The 16310-nt window shown below is 70.8% G+C and carries 13 protein-coding genes and 1 pseudogene; 4 read left to right on the forward strand and 10 right to left on the reverse strand.

Annotated elements, in window-relative coordinates; genetic code table 11:
- Positions 1 to 95 precede the first annotated feature (95 nt).
- Positions 96 to 1262 (reverse strand): citrate synthase/methylcitrate synthase, encoded by a 1167-nt coding sequence (locus BFF78_RS11970; RefSeq protein WP_069778316.1) that lies wholly within the window; start codon positions 1260 to 1262, stop codon positions 96 to 98.
- Positions 1263 to 1375: 113 nt separating this feature from the next.
- Between BFF78_RS11970 and BFF78_RS11975 the strand changes: the two genes are divergently transcribed.
- The 3 genes from BFF78_RS11975 (at position 1376) to BFF78_RS48190 (ending at position 4340) form a co-directional block, all read left to right on the forward strand.
- Complete coding sequence (locus tag BFF78_RS11975; RefSeq protein ID WP_069778317.1) at positions 1376 to 2632, forward strand: citrate synthase; 1257 nt, start codon at positions 1376 to 1378, stop codon at positions 2630 to 2632.
- 90 nt (positions 2633 to 2722) lie between these two features.
- Positions 2723 to 3664, forward strand: coding sequence for a sucrase ferredoxin (locus tag BFF78_RS11980; protein WP_069778318.1), 942 nt, complete (start codon positions 2723 to 2725; stop codon positions 3662 to 3664).
- 79 nt (positions 3665 to 3743) lie between these two features.
- A complete protein-coding gene (locus BFF78_RS48190) occupies positions 3744 to 4340 on the forward strand; it encodes a helix-turn-helix domain-containing protein (protein WP_099054850.1) in 597 nt (198 codons plus the stop codon).
- A gap of 16 nt (positions 4341 to 4356) precedes the next feature.
- Here BFF78_RS48190 and BFF78_RS11990 read toward each other — a convergent pair whose 3' ends face one another.
- From BFF78_RS11990 to BFF78_RS12015, 6 genes are all read right to left on the reverse strand, one after another.
- The gene (locus BFF78_RS11990) at positions 4357 to 5949 is read right to left on the reverse strand and encodes a solute symporter family protein (RefSeq protein WP_069778320.1); all 1593 of its coding nucleotides are present in this window, start codon (positions 5947 to 5949) and stop codon (positions 4357 to 4359) included.
- Positions 5946 to 6494 (reverse strand): DUF485 domain-containing protein, encoded by a 549-nt coding sequence (locus tag BFF78_RS11995; RefSeq protein WP_069778321.1) that lies wholly within the window; start codon positions 6492 to 6494, stop codon positions 5946 to 5948. The genes BFF78_RS11990 and BFF78_RS11995 overlap by 4 nt, the downstream gene beginning before the upstream one ends.
- Positions 6495 to 6563: 69 nt before the next feature.
- On the reverse strand, positions 6564 to 7259 hold the full coding sequence (locus BFF78_RS12000; RefSeq protein WP_069778322.1) for a response regulator transcription factor: 696 nt from the start codon (positions 7257 to 7259) through the stop codon (positions 6564 to 6566).
- Positions 7256 to 8407 (reverse strand): sensor histidine kinase, encoded by a 1152-nt coding sequence (locus BFF78_RS12005; RefSeq protein ID WP_069778323.1) that lies wholly within the window; start codon positions 8405 to 8407, stop codon positions 7256 to 7258. The genes BFF78_RS12000 and BFF78_RS12005 overlap by 4 nt, the downstream gene beginning before the upstream one ends.
- The gene (locus BFF78_RS12010) at positions 8404 to 8925 is read right to left on the reverse strand and encodes a DUF1453 domain-containing protein (protein ID WP_069778324.1); all 522 of its coding nucleotides are present in this window, start codon (positions 8923 to 8925) and stop codon (positions 8404 to 8406) included. Before BFF78_RS12010 ends, BFF78_RS12005 begins: the two co-directional genes overlap by 4 nt.
- Positions 8926 to 9559: 634 nt before the next feature.
- Positions 9560 to 11683: a DNA gyrase/topoisomerase IV subunit B gene (locus BFF78_RS12015; RefSeq protein WP_069778325.1), complete on the reverse strand. Its 2124-nt coding sequence runs from the start codon at positions 11681 to 11683 to the stop codon at positions 9560 to 9562.
- Positions 11684 to 12122: 439 nt separating this feature from the next.
- On the opposite strand from BFF78_RS12015, the gene BFF78_RS12020 reads away from it, so the two are divergent.
- Positions 12123 to 12353: a DUF7455 domain-containing protein gene (locus tag BFF78_RS12020; RefSeq protein ID WP_069778326.1), complete on the forward strand. Its 231-nt coding sequence runs from the start codon at positions 12123 to 12125 to the stop codon at positions 12351 to 12353.
- A gap of 121 nt (positions 12354 to 12474) precedes the next feature.
- Here BFF78_RS12020 and BFF78_RS12025 read toward each other — a convergent pair.
- From BFF78_RS12025 to BFF78_RS12035, 3 genes and pseudogenes are all read right to left on the reverse strand, one after another.
- Positions 12475 to 13313: pseudogene (locus BFF78_RS12025) on the reverse strand (serine protease).
- A 121-nt stretch (positions 13314 to 13434) separates the two neighbouring features.
- Complete coding sequence (locus tag BFF78_RS12030; protein WP_069783533.1) at positions 13435 to 14982, reverse strand: RNA polymerase sigma factor; 1548 nt, start codon at positions 14980 to 14982, stop codon at positions 13435 to 13437.
- Positions 14983 to 15418: 436 nt separating this feature from the next.
- Positions 15419 to 16306 carry a FadR/GntR family transcriptional regulator gene (locus tag BFF78_RS12035; RefSeq protein ID WP_069778327.1) on the reverse strand — a complete coding sequence of 296 codons (888 nt, stop codon included), beginning with the start codon at positions 16304 to 16306 and terminating at the stop codon, positions 15419 to 15421.
- Positions 16307 to 16310: the final 4 nt, after the last annotated feature.

Raw genomic sequence — 16310 nt, forward strand, 5'->3', positions numbered from 1 at the left:
GTGGACGGGTGGACCGGGTCTCACATGGACCGGGTGGACCATGTGGACCGGCTGCCGGACCAGCATAAGAGGGCGTCGTCGTCCGCCCGTGGCGGTCAGAGCGCGGCCGGTACCGCGACCGGCGGCCGCGGTCCCACATACCGCGCCACCGGCCGGATGATCTTCGAGTCGGCCGCCTGTTCCAGGATGTTGGCGCTCCAGCCCACCACCCGTGCCGCCGCGAAGGTGGGGGTGAACATCTCGCGGGGCAGGCCGCAGAGTTCCATGACCACGCCGGCGTAGAACTCGACGTTGGTGTGGAGTTCGCGGCCGGGCTTCAGCTCGGCGAGGATCGCCTCGACCCGGCGCTCGACCTCCACCGCGAAGTCCACGCGCGGACCGCCGAAGCCGAGGGCGATCTCCCGCAGCATCCGCGAACGGGGGTCCTCCGTGCGGTAGATGGCGTGTCCGAAGCCCATGATCCGGTCACCGGCGAGCACCCGCTCCCGGATCCAGGGGTCGATCCGGTCCGGCGTGCCGATGGCGTCCAGGGTGTCCAGGGCCCGGCTGGGCGCGCCTCCGTGCAGCGGCCCCGACAGGGCGCCCACGGCACCGGTCAGACAGGCCGCCGCGTCGGCGCCGGTGGAGGCGATGACCCGGGCGGTGAAGGTTGATGCATTGAATCCGTGATCAATGGTGGAGATCAGGTATTGCTCGACCGCTCGGGCCCGCCGCGGCTCGGGCTCCGCACCCTTCAGCATGTACAGGTAGTTGGCCGCGTAGGGAAGGTCCTCGCGCGGCTCGACCGGGTCCAGCCCCTGCCCGAGCCGGTACAGCGCGGTGAGCAGCGTGGGTACGGCGGCACACACGGCCACGGTGTCGGCGCGGCGCCGGTCCCCGTCGATGTCGTACACCGGTCGCAGTCCCCGCGCCGAACCCAGCAGGGACAGGGCCGTACGCAACCCGGACAGCGGGCCGGAGACGCGGCTCGCCGCGGCGATCGCCGGCAGCGCCACGCGGACCTCCTCGGGCAGCCGCCGCAGCGCCGCGGTCTCGGCGGTGAAGGCGGCGCGGCGCTCGGCGTCCGGAAGCGTGCCGTGGACCAGGAGGTGCCAGACGTCCTCGAAGCCGCGGGCCTGCGCGAGTTCGACGGCCGAGTACTGGCGGTAGTGGTAGAAGCCCTCCCGTCCCCGGACGTCCCCGATCTCGGTCTCGGTGACGACGACACCGGCGAGTCCGCGCGGTGCGTCGATGAGCGGGGTTGCGGTGCTGTTGATGGCCATGGTTCTCCTCCCTGGACTTGATCCGACTGTCCATGCTTGACTAATTGCTTGTCAATATTGATTCAATCAATGCACAGCCATCAAGGTATGCGGAGGCGGCTACGGTGACCCCCATGCGCGATCACGAACCCGCTCCCGGCCGTCCCGGACGAAGGCTGACCACCAAGGAGACCGCCGAACTGCTCGGTGTGAAGCCGGAGACGGTGTACGCGTACGTGAGCCGCGGCCTGCTCAGCAGCAGACGCGAGCCCGGCGGCCGTGCCAGCACCTTCGAGGCGAAGGAGGTCGAGGCGCTCGCCCGGCGCAACCGGCGCGAGGCGGCCGGGACCCCGGGCAGCGGCGGAGACCTGTCCGTCCGTACCCGCATCACGCTGATCGAGCGGGACCGGTACTTCTTCCGGGGCGTGGACGCCGTGGAACTGGCCATGCGTCACTCCTACGAGGAGGTCGCGGAGTGGCTGTGGACGGGCCGGCCGGCGCCGGGCGTCACCTTCTCCGCGCCCGGCCCCACCGTCGAGATCGCCCGCCGCGCGGTGAACGCCCTGTCCGAGCACGCCTCCCCCACCGACCGGCTGCGCGTGGCGGCCATCGCCGCGGCCGCCGAGGACCCGCTGCGCTTCGACCTCGCCGAGGACGCCGTGCTGAACACCGCGCGGATCCTCATCCCCACGCTGGTCGCCGCCCTGCCGCCGGTCCGGCACAGCCACAAGGACGGCGGCCCGCTCGCCCAGCGGCTCTGGGGCCGGCTCACCGGCCGCCCCGCCGACGAGGCGTCCCTGCGCGTCCTGGACACCGCCCTCGCCCTGCTCGCCGACCATGACCTGGCCGCCTCCACGCTCGCCGTCCGGGTCGCCGCCTCGGCCCGCGCGCACGCCTACGCGGCCGTCTCGGCCGGGCTCGGCGTCCTGGAGGGCCCGCTGCACGGCGCCGCGAGCGGCCTGGCCCACCGCATGCTGCTCGACGTGCTCGACCAGGGCACGGCGGTCCCGGTGATCGCCGACGAACTGCGCGCGGGGCGCCGGGTCCCCGGGCTCGGCCACCGGCTGTACACCGGCGAGGATCCCCGCGCGAGCGCGCTGTTCGGCCTCCTGGAGCAGGTACCGCACGCGGAGTCCGCCCTGCTCGCCGCCCGGGACATCGTGGCCACGACCGCCCGGCACACCCCGCTGCACGCCAACGTCGACCTGGCCCTGGCGGTCTTCACCGCGTCCAGCGGCATGCCCGCCACGGCCGGCGAGACGATCTTCGCCGTGGCGCGGACGGCGGGCTGGATCGCCCACGCCCTGGAGGAGTACGGCGAACGCCCGATGCGCATGCGCCCGGTCGGCCATTACGTCGGACCGCGCCCTCCGCAGCCGCTCCCGGAGTAGGACGCCGATCCGCAGCCCCGAAGCCGCCCGGAGCAGTACACGGCCACGGCCGGAAGTCGCCCCAGGGAGAGTCAGGTTAGGCTCACCTGTGTGAGTAGGTGTGCGACCGTCTCCCGGAGCCTCGACGAGCCCGTTTCCGGCACGGCGGCCACGGCGACGACGTGGCTGCTGCTGGAACAGCCCGGACCGTGGGGTACCAAGGCACTCACTTCGAGCCACCTGGACCCCGCGCTGGGCCGGGAGCTGGACGCGGCCGCCGAGGGGACCGGCGTACGCGTCGCGCTCATCCGGCGCCCCGGGCGCCACGCCGACCCCGGCACGCCCGCCATCCGGCAGCTGTACGCCGCCCACACCGTGCCGGGCCGCGTGTGGCTGCACAGCGCCACGACCCGCGACCCCGCTCGGCTGCTCGGCCTCGACTTCGCCGCTCTCGGAGCGGGCGACCACCGTTCCTTCGGCGCCGCGCTCGGCGGGCGGCCGCACGGCGGCGACCCGCTCGCGCTCGTGTGCACCAACGGCAAGCGCGACCGCTGCTGCGCCCTCCTGGGCCGCCCCCTCGCCACCGAACTGGCCGCCTCGGGCGTGCGCGGCGTCTGGGAGGTCACCCATCTGGGTGGACATCGCTTCTCGCCGACGGTGCTCGTCCTGCCGTACGGCTACGCCTACGGCCGCGCCGAGGCGCACACCATCAAGGAGGCGCTGCACGGCGTCCAGGAGGGGCGCGTGGTGGCCGAGGGGTGCCGGGGCTGCTCGGCCTGGGAACGCCCCGGTCAGGCTGCCGAGCTGGCCGTCCGGTCGGTCGCGGGCGAGTACCGGGCGGGGGTGCTGAGCGTCGTACGGACCGAGGGCGCGGCCCCGCACTGGGAGGTCACCGTCGGACACGCCGACGGCCGCCGCTGGCGGGTGACCGTGGCGCAGGGCGCGTCGCTGCCGCCCCGCCCGGAGAGCTGCGGTGCGGCGGTACTGGGCACGCCCGCGCGGATGGACGTGATGGCCGTACGTGAGCTGAGGCCGACAGCGCTGGCGAGCTGAACGACCGCCGTTTCACGCAGGGCCGCCTCATTCCAGAACGACCGCCTCATTCAAGAACGGGTCAAGAGATCCCCACCACATCCCCTGGGGCGCGTCGGGCCCACCCACGTACCGTCGTGCGTATGAGCCCCCTCCTCCCGCACGCCGTCTGCGCCTCGGTCTGCCACGGCGGGTGTTCTCGCAGGTGCTGCTGATGCAGGTGGCGATCGCCGCGGGGGTCACGGTGCTCGCGACCGGGCTCTTCCTGGCGCCGCTGAGCAAGCAGCTGGACCAGGAGGCCATGCGCAGGGCACTGGCCATCGCCGAGACCACGGCCCAGGACCCGCAGATCGCCGAGGGTGTGCTGACCACCCCGCCGACCAGCGACGGCCCGGTGCAGAAAGAGGCCGAGCGGATCCGGAAGGCCACGCACGCCGAGTACATCGTCGTGCTGGACCGGCACTGGCTGCGCTGGTCGAGCGGCCACTCGGAGCCCACGACCGATCTGATCTGCGGCGTCCTGCACCGCGCCGACCAGCCGCTGTCGGCCCACGAGGTGGCCGCCCGGACCGGCCTGAGCCGCTCCACCGCCCAGCGCTATCTCCGCCACCTGGAACAGGCGGGCCGTCTGCGGCTCTACCTGAAGTACGGCGACACCGGCCGGCCGGAGCACCGCTACGCCTGGGTGGCGCCCTAGCCGGCCGTACGGCGCGCTACACCGCCCCGGCGCCGGTCAGCGACCGCACCTCCGTCTCGGCGTACTTGGCCTCGTCGGCGACCTCGTCCGAGGTGATCGTGCCGAGCCAGCCGGCGAGGAAGCCGAGCGGGATGGAGACGATGCCCGGGTTCTGCAACGGGAAGTACTGGAAGTCGACGTCCGGGAAGAGCGAGGCCGGGCTGCCGGACACCACCGGGGAGAGCAGCACCAGTCCGAGCGCCGGGATCAGCCCGCCGTATACGGCCCATACCGCACCGCGGGTGGTGAAGCCGCGCCAGAACAGCGAGTACAGCAGCACCGGGAGGTTGGCCGACGCGGCGACGGCGAAGGCCAGGCCGACGAGGAACGCGACATTGAGGTCGCGGGCCAGCAGACCGAGCGCGATCGCCACGACCCCGATGCCGACCGCCGCCCACCGCGCCACCACCACCTCGCTGCGCGCCTTGCCGCCCGGCCGCCGCAGCGACGCGTACAGGTCGTGAGCCACCGATGCCGACGAGGCGAGCGTGATACCGGCGACCACGGCGAGGATCGTGGCGAAGGCGACGGCGGCGACGACCGCGAACAGGACCGTGCCGCCGGTGGAGCCCGCGCCGCCGCCCAGGTCGAGGGCGAGCAGCGGCACCGCCGTGTTCCCGGCCGCGTTCGAACCGCGCACCGCATCCGTCCCCACCAGCGCGGCCGCCCCGAAGCCGAGGACGATCGTCATCAGGTAGAAGCCGCCGATCAGACCGATGGACCACACCGCGGAACGACGGGCCGCCCGCGCGGTGGGCACGGTGTAGAAGCGGGACAGGATGTGCGGCAGTCCCGCCGTGCCCAGCACCAGGGCGAGCCCCAGGCTGATGAAGTCCAGACGGGCCGTCCACGTCCCGCCGTACTTCAGGCCCGGCGCCAGAAACGCCCTTCCGTGACCGCTGCGGTCCGCGGCCGTGATCAGCAGCCGGTCGATGTCTCCGTGGAAGCGCAGCAGGACGAGCGCGGTCAGCGCGATCGTGCCGCTCAGCAGCAGCACCGCCTTGACGATCTGGATCCAGGTGGTGGCCCGCATCCCTCCCAACGACACATAGATCACCATGAGCGCGCCGACCCCGATGACCGCCCAGGCCTGCGCGGCGCCGCCTGTCCGGCCGAGCAGGAGCGCCACCAGACTGCCCGCGCCGACCATCTGCGCCACCAGATACAGAACGGACACCGTGACCGAGGAAGTTCCCGCGGCGATCCGCACCGGCCGCTCGGTCATGCGCGCGGCCACCACATCCGCCAGGGTGAACCGCCCGCAGTTGCGCACGAGTTCGGCCACCAGGAACAGCACCACCAGCCAGGCCACGAGGAAGCCCACGACATAGAGCATCCCGTCGTACCCGTACACCGCGATGAGCCCGGTGACCCCGAGGAACGAGGCGGCCGACATGTAGTCACCCGCGATGGCAAAACCATTCTCCATCGGAGAGAACAGCCGTCCGCCGGCGTAGAACTCCTCCGCCGAACCGCGCCGGCGACGGCTCACCCACGTCGTGATCCCGAGGGTGACGGCCACGAAACCACTGAACAGCAGCAGCGCCAGCGTCTGATGCCCACCGGTCACGAGGCATCTCCCCGCACTCCGCGGGTCAGTTCCTGGGTGTCCCAGCGCAGCTCCAGCGCCGCCCGGTCCCGGCGCAGCCGCGCATGCCGGGCATAGGCCCAGGTGAGCAGGAACGTGGTGAGGAACTGTCCGAGCCCGGCCAGCATGGCCACGTTCACCGCACCCACCACGGGCCGGGCCATCAGCCCGGGCGCCGCCGTGGCGGTGACCACATAGCCCACGTACCAGGCCAGGAAGACGGCGACTCCCGGCACGACGAACCGCCGGTACCTGGTGCGCACCTCCTGGAAGGCCGCGCTGCGCTGCACTTCGACGTACACATCGCGGGCGCGAACCGTCGCTCCGCTCCGCTCCCCGCGGGCGGATGGCACCGCCGGCGCCGGCACACCGGCGCCGACCGGCTCGCCCCAGCCGGAGGCCAGTGCGTCGTACCACGGGTCCTCGTACGTCATGTCGCGGGCGGGCGCGCCGTGCTCTTCCTGGTTCTGGGCCGAGCTCTCGGGACCGTCCCCGGCTCCACGGGAACGGCCGTTGCTTGACTGCATGCCCAAGGATGGACAGATCGGGAAGATCCCTGACTCTTCTTCCCCCGGCTCTTCACCCCATCAGGTGATTCACTGCGTGGGCGGCCGAACCAGTCCCTTGCTGTAGGCGTAACGCACCGCCTGCGCCCGGTCCTTGAGGCCCGTCTTGGCGAAGAGGTTGTTGATGTGTGTCTTCACGGTCGCGGTCGACACATGCAGCTTGCGGGCGATCTCCTGATTGCTGAGCCCTTCGGCGATCAGCAGCAGGACCTCTGTCTCCCGCGCGGTCAGTCCGTCGGGCGCCCCCTCGGCGGTCGCCGGCGGGCCGGCCTCGGGCTCGGGCTGCGACAGCCGCTCCAGCAACCGGCGCTGGACGCTCGGCGACAGACCCGCGTCCCCCGACAGCACGCTCTCCACGGCACGCACGATCTCGTCCCCGCCGGCGTCCTTGGTCAGATAGCCACGGGCGCCGGCGCGCAGCGCGGGGAACAGCGACTCGTCGTCCGCGTACGTGGTCAGCACCACGACCTGGGTCCCCGGATACTCCGCCCGGATGCGCCGGGTGGCCTCCACGCCGTCGCAGCGGGGCATCCTGAGATCCATCAGGACGACGTCCGGGCTCAGTTCCCCCACCAGCCGTACCGCTTCCTCACCGTCTCCCGCGGCACCCACGACCTCCACCCCGGGCAGCAGGCCGAGCAGCATCACGATGCCCTCCCGGACCACGGTCTGGTCGTCGGCGACCACCACCCGTGCGAGCTTCTTCTCCCCCTCCGTCTCCGTCATACGGGCACCTTCAGCGTCACCACGAACCCCTCCTCGTCCGGCCCCGCGTCCAGTGAGCCGCCCAGCAGCTCGGCTCGCTCGCGCATACCCAGCAGACCGTACCCGCCGCCGGACCCCGTGAGTTCACCCGGCCGCCCGCCCGAGTCCCGTACGTCCAGCGTCACTTCGTGCTCGCTGTAGTCGAGTCGCATGGTCACCTTGGCGCCGTGGGCGTGCTTGCGGACGTTCGTCAGCGCCTCCTGGGCGACCCTGCGCACGGCCTGGGAGGCCTCGGCAGGCAGGGGCCTGCGCTCACCCGTCACGGTGACCTCGGCACCGACGGCCTCGCTGACGAGTTCGCTCAGGAAGTCCTCCAGTGGGGTCAACTCGCCCCGCAGCGCGGACAGTGCCTGCCGGGTCTCGGTGAGTCCGTCGCGCGCCATGCCCCGCGCGGCCACCACACGCTCCAGGATGCGTTCGCGGTCAGCGCCGTTCTCGATCAGCAACCGGGCCGCCTCCAGGTGCACCAGCTGCGCCGAGAGGCTGTGGGCCAGCACGTCGTGAATCTCCCGTGCGATGCGGGCTCGCTCGGCCAGCGCCGCTGACTCGGCCTCGGCGGCCCGGGCGGCGCGCTCCTGGGCGAGGAGCCGCTGTGCGTTGCCGCGGGCCTCCGCGTCCAGCCGCAGGACGTATCCGGCCAGAGCCATGCCCACCACGGTGGCGGCCGTGGTCAGCCAGACGTCCTTGTTGAACGCGGAGTACGAGGCAAGCGCCACGGACGTCACGGGTACGGCCGCGGCGAGCGGAAGCCGTTCCAGGGCGCTGATGCCGCATCCGCACCAGAGCACCAGAGCCGGTCCTCTGAACCCCGTGGCCTCGGCGACGACCGCGAGGGCCAGGAGCACGGCTATGAGCGCCAGGGAGGGCACCAGCCGGTGCTGGTAGGTGGTCCGGAAGAAGGCCCAGGAGACAACAGCGGCGAGGAGGACGCCCGCGGCTGCCGCGAGCGCCCCACCGATACCGACGTGCCTGTGGGTGAACGCGCTCCACAGGAGCAGCGCGAGCACGAGCATCCTCACGGCCCAGGCGAGCATGCGCCGGGGGCGGGAGATTCCCGCGCGGCCGAGCGCCTCTCGGGACGGCCAGCCGGTCCAGACGTTCTCCGTCACACGCGCTCCTTCCGGGCCGACCACATGCCGTCACCGTACGCCGGGGCAGGACCGTTCGCGGTGCCGAGGGACTGGGCTCGCCAGACCAGGACTCCGCTGCGGACCAGCAGGGTCGCTGCGAGGCCGAGCATCAGGGCGGAGCTGTCCTGGTGCAGGCCGAGCGCCAGGCCGAGGGCGAAGAGACCGATCCGCAGGGTGATGCCCACGCCCCAGACCGCGGCGCTCGCCTTGGTGCTCTTGGTCCACACGACACCGTCCGCGGCTGTCCAGACTCGGGTCGTCCAGGCCCAGCCGGCGCCGGTGGCCACACCGATCAGCATTTCCGCTATGAGCAGTACGGCGGATTCCACACGGTGGTGACCGTCCAGGATGCCGGGCTCGCGCAGCGCGACGACGGCGAGGATCACGGGGAGCAGCCACCAGCGCCGGTCGGTGTTGATCGCGCGGGCGCGGAACTGCCGCGCGATCACTATGGCGGCGACGGCCACGATCACCAGCGCGTTGACGAGCCCGGACATCAGTGCCTCCGTGAGCGAGACGGTGGTGCCGGGAGCGGGTGCCGCCGACACCTACGAAGCTACGGAAACGCGCAGGTCGGGGGATCGGAGCCGGGGTGGATCAAGGATGGAACCCGGGAGCGGCTCGTCTCCACCCACGGGTGTAGATCCCGCGACTGCCGGCGCTGGGCGAGCGCGAAGGCAGAGGTCGGACGGGCGGTGCGGCCGACCGGAGTCGGCGGCAGCCTGGGGTCGATGGGTGCCGACGGGCTGGCGGCCGACGCGTTCTGGTCGGCCCGGTGCCGGTGACGCGGTAGGCCGCTCCAGTCGGGGCCACGGACGCCCGGCATCCGCAGGAAACACCGAGACTGCGCCCCCCAGGAGGTCCCGGCCCGAATCGGGGGAGCCGGCACAAGCACCAGTAATCAACGGAAGCGCCCGAACCAAACGCAATCCACGACCGGCACCCGCACCCGAAACGCCCGACCGGCGAAGGACGGCCGCCCGGCCGACGAAGGCCGACCAACCGTCACCCTCCCCGGCCGCCAAGCCCCGTCACCCTCCCCCGGCCGCCAAGCCCCGTCGCCCGCGCCCCGGCCGGCTCCGCCCGGCCCGCCCCAGACAAGCCGAGGTCGGCCGGGGCCCGGCGCAGCGGCTACGCGTCGATGCGCGACCGGTCCAGCGTCGCCGCCGAGCTGGAGATGAACTCCTTGCGCGGGGCCACGTCGTTCCCCATGAGCAGGTCGAATACCTGTTCGGCGGCCTCGAGGTCGGACAGGTTGATCCTGCGCAGCGTGCGGTGACGCGGGTCCATCGTGGTCTCTGCCAGCTGGTCGGCGTCCATCTCGCCCAGACCCTTGTAGCGCTGGATGGAGTCCTTGTACCGGATGCCCTTGCTCTGGAACTCCATGAGCTTGTCGCGCAGCTCGCGGTCCGAGTACGTGTAGACGTACTTGTCCTGGCCCTTCTTCGGCTGGATCAGCTCGAGGCGGTGCAGCGGCGGCACCGCGGCGAAGACCCGGCCGGACTCGACCATCGGCCGCATATAGCGCTGGAACAGCGTGAGCAGCAGGCAGCGGATGTGGGAGCCGTCCACATCGGCGTCGGTCATCATGATGATCTTGCCGTAGCGAGCCTGGTCGATGTCGAACGTACGGCCCGAGCCCGCTCCTATGACCTGGATGATCGCGCCGCACTCGGCATTCTTGAGCATGTCGGTCACCGACGACCGCTGCACGTTGAGGATCTTGCCGCGGATCGGCAGCAGGGCCTGGAACTCGGAGTTCCGCGCCAGTTTGGCCGTACCGAGCGCGGAGTCGCCCTCGACGATGAACAGCTCGCTGCGGTCGACGTCGTCGCTGCGGCAGTCGGCGAGCTTCGCCGGCAGGGACGAGGACTCCAGGGCGGTCTTCCGACGCTGGGCGTCCTTGTGCTGGCGGGCCGCGACGCGCGTACGGGCGGCGGCCACCACCTTCTCCATGACGACCCGGGCCTGGGCGGCGGCGTCCCGCTTCGTGCTGGTCAGGAACGCCTTCAGCTCCTTGGTGACCACGTTGTTCACGATGCGGCGAGCCGCCGAGGTGCCCAGGACCTCCTTGGTCTGGCCCTCGAACTGCGGCTCGGCCAGACGCACGGTGACGACGGCGGTGAGGCCCTCGAGGGCGTCGTCCTTGACGATGTTGTCCTCGGCGACGCGCAGCAGCTTCTTGGCACGCAGCACATCGTTGAAAACCCCGGTCAGGGACTGCTCGAAGCCCGAGAGGTGGGTGCCGCCCTTGGGGGTGGCGATGATGTTGACGAAGGACCGGATGGTGGTGTCGTACCCCGTGCCCCACCGCAGCGCGATGTCGACGCCCAGTTCACGGGTGACCTCGGTTGGGGTCATCTGCCCGTGCTCGTCCAGGACGGGGACCGTCTCCTTGAAGGTGCCCTTGCCCGAGAAGCGCTGGACATCACAGACCGGCCTGTCGCCCGCCAGGTACTCGCAGAACTCGCTGATGCCGCCGTCGAAACGGAAGGACTCCTCGCCCTTGCTGCCGCCCTCGCCGAGGCCGAACTCGTCGCGGACGACGATCGTCAGGCCCGGCACCAGGAAGGCGGTCTGCCGGGCGCGCTGGTGCAGGTTCTCCAGGGAGAGCTTGGCGTCCTTGAGGAAGATCTGGCGGTCGGCCCAGTACCGCACGCGCGTGCCGGTGCGGGTCTTGGGGATCTTCTTGGTCTTGCGCAGACCGCTCTTGGCCTCGAACTTCGCCTCGGCGCCGTCGGCCGAGAACGCGCCCGGCACGCCGCGCCGGAAGCTGATGGCGTGTGTGTGGCCGCCGCGGTCCACCTCGACGTCGAGACGGGCGGAGAGGGCGTTGACCACGGAGGCACCGACGCCGTGCAGACCGCCGGAGGCGGCGTACGAGCCGCCGCCGAACTTGCCGCCCGCGTGGAGCTTGGTCATGACGACCTCGACTCCGGACAGGCCGGTCCTGGGCTCGACGTCCACGGGGATGCCACGGCCGTTGTCGCGCACCTCCACGGAGCCGTCGTCGTGGAGGACCACCTCGATGCGGTCGCAGACGCCCGCGAGGGCCTCGTCCACGGAGTTGTCGATGATCTCCCACAGGCAGTGCATCAGACCGCGGCTGTCGGTCGAGCCGATGTACATGCCCGGGCGCTTGCGCACGGCCTCGAGGCCCTCGAGGACGAGCAGGTGCCGCGCGGTGTAGTTGGAACCGTCCCGGTCTGCTCCTGCCAGCAGCGCTGTGGACGGCACGGACGTATCGGCGGTCACGCGGTTCGCTCCTCGCTGAATTTCAGTTGGCCCCCTACTGGGTAAGGGGACGGCTTCGGTCGCCGCTCAGAGGGTACCGAGGCCTGGTAGAGCCGGTGTAACGCCACCCTCGTCGAGAACTCAGACTAGTCCAGACTCGCATGCATGTTCGATCCCTCGATGGAGTGAAGTACATATCACGTTCCCTTGGAGGCATGAACCATTTAGGCTCCGGGCACGTCCTCATGAACAACAGGCAACCCAGCCTGGAGGACCGAGACACAACACTGCGCGAAACCGTAAGCACCACAAGAGACGCACTACGGCACATTCGCCGCCAACCGGCAGCAGACAGCCGCCCCGGAAGATTTTTCGAGGAAAAGCCACGAGCGGGAACGTTTTCGGGCTGGTTGGATGTTGACCCTGGTACGACAGCTCGTCGAGCTAGAGAAGAGGCGACGTGACTACTGTTCTGACCCCCGCGAGCCCGTTGACGGCCGCCGATCGCTGCGACCGCTGCGGCGCCCAGGCATACCTGCGCGTCGTCCTGCTCAGCGGCGGAGAACTGCTCTTCTGCGCCCACCACGGTCGCAAGTTCGAGCCGGAACTCAAGAAGATCGCCGCTGAGATACAGGACGAGACGGAGCGACTGACGACCGTTCCGAACACCGCTTCCGAAGAAGAGCGCTGAATCTCGCACACACGACGAGCCAGCACCGGCACAGGCCGGTGCACGGGCGGCCACTCCTCTCCAGGAGCGACCGCCCGTGCTCATGTTTTCACGGGGCTCTGCAGGAGCGCCCGCAAGGCCCTCAGCGGCTGCCTGAGGGCACCTCCTGGCTTCGTACGACATCGGAGACGCGGGTGTACACGCCTGGACTGCCCGGCTTGCCGCAACCGCTCCCCCATGACACGAGCCCGATCAGCCGCCCTGCCGCCACCAGTGGGCCACCGCTGTCTCCCTGGCAGCTGTCCGTGCCACCGGTGACCTCCCCGGCGCAGAGCATGCTGCCGGCCTGGTAGGTGCCGTTGGGGCCGCCCGGATAGGCCCGGGCGCATACGTCGTCGGACAGCACACGCACGTGTGCGGCGTGCAGCCTGCGCGTGTAGGCGCCTTCACCGGTGGTGTCCCCCCATCCGGAGACCATCGCCTGCGTGCCCGGCGCGTAGGCGGCATCGCCCGCGCCCGCCATGGCTATGACCGCGCTCTGCGGCAGCGGCTTGGCGAGGGTGAGCACGGCGAAGTCGCCGGCGTTGGTCACGCCGTCGTATCCGGGGTTGATCCGGGCGTCGCGTACGGCGATCTCCTGACCCTTGCCCGACAGCAGATCGGTACGGCCGGCGATGACCCGGAGGTCGCGCACGCGGTTGGGGGGCGCCCGAGGACGTCGTCGGCCATGCAGTGGGCCGCGGTGAGCACCGTCGTCCGTGCGACCGCCACGCCGCCGCAGAACTGGCCCGCCCGCGTACCTCCGAACCGGTCACGGCTGGACAGCGCGACCGTCCACGGGGCCTGTGAGACGTCTATGGGAAAGCCTCCGACGACCACACTGTCGGCGGCCACGGGGGCCGCGTTCACCAGGGGTATGACGGTCATGGTGGCCGCCAGGGCCAGCGGCCGGATCAGTGACCGGGCAACGGAACGACGCATGCAGATTCCTCACTCTCAGGTGGTACCGGAAAACCCAGAGTGATCCACCGCACGGCAGCGCGCAGCACGAAGGCCCGGCTCCCAGAGGGGAACCGGGCCTTCGCCGTCGTACGACCGCGACCTAGTCGAGGTAGTCGCGCAGCACCTGGGAACGCGACGGGTGGCGCAGCTTCGACATGGTCTTGGACTCGATCTGGCGGATGCGCTCACGCGTCACGCCGTACACCTTGCCGATCTCGTCGAGGGTCTTCGGCTGACCGTCGGTGAGACCGAACCGCATCGAGACGACGCCCGCCTCTCGCTCGGACAGGGTGTCCAGGACGGAGTGCAGCTGCTCCTGCAGGAGCGTGAAGCTGACGGCGTCGGCCGGGACGACGGCCTCGGAGTCCTCGATGAGGTCACCGAACTCGCTGTCGCCGTCCTCACCCAGCGGGGTGTGCAGCGAGATGGGCTCACGGCCGTACTTCTGGACCTCGATGACCTTCTCCGGGGTCATGTCGAGTTCCTTGGCCAGCTCCTCCGGGGTGGGCTCGCGGCCCAGGTCCTGGAGCATCTGGCGCTGCACGCGCGCGAGCTTGTTGATGACCTCGACCATGTGCACCGGGATACGGATGGTGCGGGCCTGGTCGGCCATGGCGCGGGTGATGGCCTGACGGATCCACCAGGTGGCGTACGTGGAGAACTTGTAGCCCTTGGTGTAGTCGAACTTCTCGACCGCGCGGATCAGACCGAGGTTGCCCTCCTGGATGAGGTCCAGGAAGAGCATGCCGCGGCCGGTGTAGCGCTTGGCCAGGGAGACCACCAGACGGAGGTTGGCCTCCAGGAGGTGGTTCTTGGCGCGGCGGCCGTCCTCGGCGATGATCTCCAGCTCGCGCTTCAGCTTCGGCGCCAGCTTGTCGGCGTTGGCCAGCTTGTCCTCGGCGAACAGACCCGCCTCGATGCGCTTGGCCAGCTCGACCTCCTGCTCGGCGTTGAGCAGGGGGACCTTGCCGATCTGCTTCAGGTAGTCCTTGACCGGGTCGGCGGTGGCGCCGGCCGCGGCGACCTGCTGCGCGGGCGCGTCGTCCTCGTCCTCGTCGGACAGGACGAATCCCGCGCTCTCGGCGCCCTCGGGCTCGTCGGCGACCTTGGTGTCCTCGAGAACCTCGTCCTCGAGAAGCTCGACGTCGTCCTTCTTCGCCGTGGTCTTCTTGGCGGCCGTCTTCTTGGCGACGGTCTTCTTGGCGACGGCCTTCTTTGCGGTCGTCTTCTTGGCGGCGGCCTTCTTGGCGGGGTTGGCTTCCTCGGCGGAATCGGCTGCGGCGGCCGGAGCTGCGGGTGCCGCGGGGGCGGCCGTGGTGGCGGTGGCCTTCCTCGTCGTCGTCACCGTCTTCGCCGCGACCGTCTTGGTGGCGGTGCGCTTCGCCGGGCTCTTCGCTGCGACGCTCTTGCGGGTGCGCTTGGGCTCTGCGGCACTGACCATCAGCGTCACACCCTCTTCCTCAAGAATCTGGTTGAGGCTGCGCAGTACGTTCTTCCACTGAGTGGCCGGAATCTGGTCAGCTTCGAAGGCCCGACGCACATCGTCGCCGGCGATCTGCCCCTCAGCCTTTCCCCGCTCAATGAGCGCCATGACAGAGACGGACTCGGCGATCTCCGGCGGGAGCGTACGGGATGTGCTGGCCGACACGAACAACCTCTCGGAACGTTGGAAAACGGCTTCCGGCACCGTCCACTGCGGACAGGAGCCGACCACCGGCCTGGGGATGGGCCGACGGCGCGGGCGGGGGCCGGGAAGATGCACAGCGCCTGGCATGGCGTCCGTATTCCCTTCGCGGCTGTCACCTCTTAGGTCATCGCGCTGTTTCCACGAGTGTTACGCCCAATCTGCGTGGCCCGAGTCACATCCCGTAAGCGGTCAAAAGCAATCAGACACGGACAGAGGGGATCACCGTTGCCATCATGCCCGGTCGCGCGTCCGATCCCGGCGGCCCGTCGCACCGCTGGACCCCGCCGGACCGTACAGGTCCGGCGGGGTCCGGCGACGGCCGGCATCCGAGCCCGGCGCCGCCGCGAGCACCACAAGGACGCCGCGCACCGGCGACCGCACCTCCCCAGCCGCGGGGTCAGTGCTCGCGCGGAGCGGGCACCACGCGCTCGACCTCGGGGTGAACCGTGAGCAGTTGACGCATGGCCGACTCGGCCGCCGTGCCGTCGCCGGTGCCGAGCGCGTCGACGATGCGCGCGTGCTGCGCGAGCGACGCCTCGTTCGGCCGGTCACAACCCGTGACCGGGCCGCCGGAGACCTGGAGGGCCGCCGAGACGATCCCGGAGAGGTGCTCCAGCATGCGGTTGCCGGCGGTCTGGATGAGCAGCGCGTGGAACTCGCTGTCGGCGCGCGAGTATGTCAGAGCGTCGCCCTGCGCCATGGCATGGCTCATGATCTCGACCATGTCACAGAGGCGCTGCTGCACCTCCTCCCGTCCATGTCCGGCGGCTAGGCGGGCGGCGAGCGGCTCGATCGTCCAGCGCAGCTCGCTCAGCTCGCGGCGCTGGTCGTCGCGCTGGGGGCCGAAGGCCCGCCACTCGATGATGTCCGGATCGAGCAGGTTCCAGTCGCTGACGGGACGCACGCGCGTGCCGACGTTCGGGCGGGCACTGACCAGGCCCTTGGCCTCGAGGACGCGGAGGGACTCGCGCACGACGGTGCGCGAGACCTCGAAGCGCTGGCCGATCTCCTCGGGCACCAGCGGGCGGTCCGCGCCCAGGTCGCCGGAGACGATCATCTGTCCCAGCTGCTGGACGAGTTGGCCGTGCAGTCCGCGTCCGCGGCTGCCCGCGGCACGCCGGCCGACGCGGCCCAGCTCAGGGTCCACGCCTTCCCAGGAGGGTGCTCCTACACGGTCGCCCACCTGGGGCTCCGCGTAGGGATAGCGGTCGAGTTCGCCCGGGCCGGCCAGACCGGAGTCGGTGGAGCGGGCGGCGGTCATCATGGTGTGCGCAAGGGTACTCACGGAT

This window comes from Streptomyces fodineus (genome assembly GCF_001735805.1).
GTDB lineage: Bacteria > Actinomycetota > Actinomycetes > Streptomycetales > Streptomycetaceae > Streptomyces > Streptomyces fodineus.

Excerpts from the sequence above, each read along its gene's own strand:
- BFF78_RS11975 (WP_069778317.1), top strand. The coding sequence starts at position 1,376 with ATGCGCGATCACGAACCCGCTCCCGGCCGTCCCGGACGAAGGCTGACC.
- BFF78_RS11995 (WP_069778321.1), bottom strand. The coding sequence starts at position 6,494 with ATGCAGTCAAGCAACGGCCGTTCCCGTGGAGCCGGGGACGGTCCCGAG.
- BFF78_RS12010 (WP_069778324.1), bottom strand. The coding sequence starts at position 8,925 with ATGTCCGGGCTCGTCAACGCGCTGGTGATCGTGGCCGTCGCCGCCATA.
- BFF78_RS12000 (WP_069778322.1), bottom strand. The coding sequence starts at position 7,259 with ATGACGGAGACGGAGGGGGAGAAGAAGCTCGCACGGGTGGTGGTCGCC.
- BFF78_RS11970 (WP_069778316.1), bottom strand. The coding sequence starts at position 1,262 with ATGGCCATCAACAGCACCGCAACCCCGCTCATCGACGCACCGCGCGGA.